The sequence below is a fragment of the Staphylococcus auricularis genome (genome assembly GCF_001500315.1).
Taxonomy (GTDB): Bacteria; Bacillota; Bacilli; order Staphylococcales; family Staphylococcaceae; genus Staphylococcus; species Staphylococcus auricularis.
The window spans coordinates 1-4261 of record NZ_LLER01000008.1 but is presented as its reverse complement, the minus strand read 5'-3'; the positions used below and the strand labels follow the sequence as shown (position 1 = coordinate 4261).

Annotated in this window: 5 protein-coding genes and 3 pseudogenes; 5 read left to right on the top strand and 3 right to left on the bottom strand. The window is 30.2% G+C overall.

Annotation, left to right across the window (positions count from 1 at the left end; all coding sequences use genetic code 11):
• A pseudogene (locus tag APS80_RS10585) lies at positions 1-173 on the top strand (IS6 family transposase); the annotation flags it as partial.
• A 68-nt stretch (positions 174-241) separates the two neighbouring features.
• Here the strand turns inward: APS80_RS10585 and APS80_RS04620 are convergent.
• Positions 242-442, bottom strand: a complete 201-nt coding sequence (locus APS80_RS04620) for a hypothetical protein (RefSeq protein ID WP_031588347.1) — start codon at positions 440-442, stop codon at positions 242-244.
• A gap of 195 nt (positions 443-637) precedes the next feature.
• On the opposite strand from APS80_RS04620, the gene APS80_RS04615 reads away from it, so the two are divergent.
• From APS80_RS04615 to arsC, 4 genes are read left to right on the top strand one after another with little or no spacing between them, the layout of a single operon-like run.
• On the top strand, positions 638-1237 hold the full coding sequence (locus tag APS80_RS04615; protein WP_031588332.1) for a recombinase family protein: 600 nt from the start codon (positions 638-640) through the stop codon (positions 1235-1237).
• Positions 1238-1297: 60 nt separating this feature from the next.
• Positions 1298-1615 (top strand): As(III)-sensing metalloregulatory transcriptional repressor ArsR, encoded by a 318-nt coding sequence (gene arsR / locus APS80_RS04610; RefSeq protein WP_059107107.1) that lies wholly within the window; start codon positions 1298-1300, stop codon positions 1613-1615.
• On the top strand, positions 1612-2901 hold the full coding sequence (arsB, locus tag APS80_RS04605; RefSeq protein WP_059107106.1) for an arsenite efflux transporter membrane subunit ArsB: 1290 nt from the start codon (positions 1612-1614) through the stop codon (positions 2899-2901). Before arsR ends, arsB begins: the two co-directional genes overlap by 4 nt.
• A 17-nt stretch (positions 2902-2918) precedes the next feature.
• On the top strand, positions 2919-3314 hold the full coding sequence (gene arsC, locus APS80_RS04600) for an arsenate reductase (thioredoxin) (RefSeq protein WP_003756625.1): 396 nt from the start codon (positions 2919-2921) through the stop codon (positions 3312-3314).
• Positions 3315-3525: 211 nt separating this feature from the next.
• Here the strand turns inward: arsC and APS80_RS04595 are convergent.
• Both APS80_RS04595 and APS80_RS10580 read right to left on the bottom strand, forming a co-directional pair.
• Positions 3526-3956, bottom strand: a pseudogene (locus APS80_RS04595) (universal stress protein).
• A 132-nt stretch (positions 3957-4088) separates the two neighbouring features.
• A pseudogene (locus APS80_RS10580) lies at positions 4089-4261 on the bottom strand (IS6 family transposase); the annotation flags it as partial.

Here is a 4261-nt window from a genome sequence, read left to right as displayed (position 1 = left end):
AAGATCACCGTCATATTAAAGTAAGAAAGACAAGGTATCAAAGTATCAATACAGCAAAGAATACTTTAAAAGGTATTGAATGTATTTACGCTCTATATAAAAAGAACCCCAGGTCTCTTCAGATCTACGGATTTTCGCCATGCCACGAAATTAGCATCATGCTAGCAAGTTAAACGAACACTGACATGACATATTAGTGGTTAGCTATATTTTTTTACTTTGCAACAGAACCTAGATATTTCTATTTTTGTTTGAGTTCTTGTATTGCTTGATTAAAATGAGTTTTTGTTATTTTACCATACATGTCAGGTTCACCTTTAAAGAACTCATTTTTCATATATGATATAGCTTCTTTTAAAGAAACTTCTCTTGATATCATAATTAGATTTAAGTAGCTAACAAAATAATCAACAGATAATGTACCTGCATGATTTATTCTCATAAAATCGAACTCCTTTATAAAATACTAAAACAATACATCAATTTTTTTGATGTATTAACTATAAATTATTAATGCAACTTTTGCAAGTTACTAAATTCTGTTATTTAGGGTTTACCCTAATCGAACAATAAAAAATACTTGTAAAATGCTATTTTCGTTTGTATGATTAGGGTGTATGAAAAAGGGGTGCTAAAAATGATAGTTGGTTATGCAAGAGTTTCGACCATTGATCAAAATTTAGATAGGCAAATTGAAAATTTGCAATCTTTTGGTGCTGAGAAAATTTTCACAGAAAAACAATCAGGTAAATCTATAGAAAACAGACCTGTTTTTCAAGAAGTATTAAATTTTTTAAGAATGGGAGATCGTTTAATTGTTGAATCTATTGATAGACTAGGAAGAAATTACGAGGAAATAATTCAAACAGTTAATTACTTAAAAGATAAAGAAGTTCAGCTCATGATAACGAGTTTACCTATGATGAATGAAGTCATTGGAAATCCACTACTAGATAAATTTATGAAAGATTTAATTATTCAAATTTTAGCAATGATTTCAGAACAAGAAAGAAATGAAAGTAAACGTCGACAAGCTCAAGGGATTCAAGTCGCCAAAGAAAAAGGTATATATAAAGGGAGACCTGTTCTGTATTCTCCCAATGCTAAAGACCCACAAAAGCGTTTAGTTTATTACCGAGTTGTTGAATTACTTGAACAGGGTAAATCTATAAGTACTATAGCTAAAGAAGTTGGTATTACACGTCAAACTATATATAGAATAAAAAATAGTAAATAAAATAACATAGACAATAATCTATATAGATGTTAATCTATTTAATGTCTAGGAGGTTTATTCATGTCTTATAAAGAACTATCAACAATATTAAAAATTTTATCAGATCCAAGTAGGTTAGAAATATTAGATTTACTTTCTTGTGGTGAGCTATGCGCTTGTGACTTATTAGAACACTTTCAATTCTCACAACCTACACTAAGTCATCATATGAAGTCATTAGTAGATAATGAATTAGTTACAACACGAAAAGACGGCAATAAACATTGGTATCAACTTAATCATGCTATTTTAGATGATATTATCCAAAACTTGAACATCATTAATACATCTAATCAAAGATGTGTATGTAAAAATGTGAAATCAGGTGACTGTCGATGACTATTTTAGCAATTGTAATTTTTCTTTTAACTTTAACCTTTGTGATTTGGCAACCAAAAGGTTTAGATATTGGTATTACAGCTTTAATTGGAGCTGTTGTTGCTATCATTACAGGAATCGTAAGTCTTTCTGATGTATTAGAAGTAACAAGTATTGTTTGGAATGCAACTTTAACTTTTGTGGCTGTTATTCTTATTTCATTAATATTAGATGAAATTGGTTTTTTTGAATGGTCTGCGATACATATGGTCAAGGCTTCAAACGGTAATGGCTTAAAAATGTTTGTTTTTATTATGTTACTTGGGGCAATTGTAGCAGCATTTTTCGCAAATGATGGTGCAGCTTTAATCTTAACGCCTATTGTATTAGCGATGGTAAGGAATCTAGGATTTAATCAAAAAGTGATTTTCCCCTTTATTATTGCCAGTGGTTTTATTGCTGATACTACATCACTTCCCTTAATTGTAAGTAACTTAGTTAATATCGTTTCTGCAGATTACTTCGATATTGGATTTATTGAATATTTTAGCCGAATGATCATTCCTAATATATTCTCTCTGATTGCTAGTATTCTCGTTTTATGGTTATATTTCAGAAAATCCATACCTAAAACGTTCGATACAGAAAATCTATCAGATCCTAAAAATGCAATTAAAGATTCTAAGTTATTTAAGCTTTCATGGATAGTATTAGCAGTACTACTCGTTGGATATCTTGTTAGCGAGTTTATCCAAATTCCTGTATCAATTATTGCTGGTATTATTGCTTTTATCTTTGTAATATTAGCTCGTAAATCTAAAGCAGTTCATACAAAACAAGTGATTAAAGGTGCACCATGGAATATCGTTGTATTCTCTATTGGTATGTATCTTGTTGTGTTTGGACTAAAAAATGTAGGTATTACAACGATCCTTGGGGATGTTTTAACAAAAATTTCAAATTATGGGTTATTTAGTAGCATCATGGGTATGGGCTTTATAGCTGCTTTCTTATCTTCGATTATGAACAACATGCCAACTGTTTTAATAGATGCAATAGCGATTGGCCAATCCAGTGCTACAGGAATATTAAAAGAAGGCATGGTTTATGCGAATGTCATAGGTTCTGATTTAGGACCTAAAATTACGCCAATTGGTTCTTTAGCAACATTATTGTGGCTACATGTCTTAACACAAAAAGATGTGAAGATTTCGTGGGGAACATACTTTAAAACTGGAATTATCATCACTATTCCAGTCCTATTTGTAACACTCTTAGGTTTATACCTTACACTAATCATATTTTAAGAAAAGGGGCTTTAATTATGGATAAGAAAACAATTTATTTTATATGTACAGGAAACTCTTGTCGTAGCCAAATGGCTGAAGGTTGGGGAAAGGAAATATTGGGTGAAGGTTGGAATGTCTATTCTGCTGGTATTGAAACACATGGCGTTAATCCTAAAGCAATAGAAGCTATGAAAGAAGTAGATATTGATATATCAAACCATACGTCAGACTTGATTGATAATGATATTTTAAAACAATCAGATTTGGTCGTAACGTTATGTAGTGATGCAGACGATAATTGTCCTATTTTACCACCAAACGTTAAAAAAGAGCATTGGGGTTTTGATGATCCAGCAGGTAAAGAATGGTCAGAATTCCAACGTGTTAGAGACGAGATTAAATTAGCTATAGAAAAGTTTAAATTGAGATAATCATAAACACCTCTTATTTAGTTAATAAGAGGTGTTTTGCCATTTAAAGCACAAAATTTGTGCCATATAACTCCAAAACTGACAGACTAATCAAAAAATAATCTAAAAAATCACAAACCAAAATTAAAAAAATAAAAAAGCCTAAATACTCTCTCGATTTGTGAGAAAGTATTTAGGCTTTTTGAATTAATAAATTTCTTACTTCTTATGTTTATTTAACAATTAGTACTGGGACAGAACTTCTTTTAGCAATCTTATGTGTAACATCTCCTAAAACATGTTTAATATTCAAATCGACTCTATGATTACTCATAATTACTAAATCAAATTCACCATTATTTATATCTCCAGAAGTAATTTTTTCTAAGATTGTATCTTTAATATGCCCAAAATCTACATCTATTTTATATCGAATATCTCTTTTTTCTAATTCACGTAAAAATGGAGTAAGTTTTTTTCTTTTTCTCTAATAATATCTTTTTTATGCTTATTATAATATTTGACACTAATTGCAAGATCATTTTCTGTTACAACGTGATAAATTACAACAACTGAATCTTCATCGGTGAATTTTTCTAAACAGTCAGGGATAGCACTAAAATCATTTTCGAAATCATAGGGTAATAATATATTTTTGAACATCTACACCAGCCTCCTATTACTTATTATTTAGATGTCTATTACTTATATATACCCTGAATATATATGCTTATTCTGGTTCTGTTGCAAAGTAAAAAATATAGCTAACCACTAATTTATCATGTCAGTGTTCGCTTAACTTGCTAGCATGATGCTAATTTCGTGGCATGGCGAAAATCCGTAAATCTGAAGAGACCTGCGGTTCTTTTTATATAGAGCGTAAATACATTCAATACCTTTTAAAGTATTCTTTGCTGTATTGATACTTTGATACCTTGTCTTTCTTACTTTAATATGACGGTGATCTT

Coding starts and splice junctions, on each gene's coding strand:
- APS80_RS04615 (WP_031588332.1), top strand. CDS start 638: ATGATAGTTGGTTATGCAAGAGTTTCGACCATTGATCAAAATTTAGAT.
- arsB (WP_059107106.1), top strand. CDS start 1,612: ATGACTATTTTAGCAATTGTAATTTTTCTTTTAACTTTAACCTTTGTG.
- arsR (WP_059107107.1), top strand. CDS start 1,298: ATGTCTTATAAAGAACTATCAACAATATTAAAAATTTTATCAGATCCA.
- arsC (WP_003756625.1), top strand. CDS start 2,919: ATGGATAAGAAAACAATTTATTTTATATGTACAGGAAACTCTTGTCGT.
- APS80_RS04620 (WP_031588347.1), bottom strand. CDS start 442: ATGAGAATAAATCATGCAGGTACATTATCTGTTGATTATTTTGTTAGC.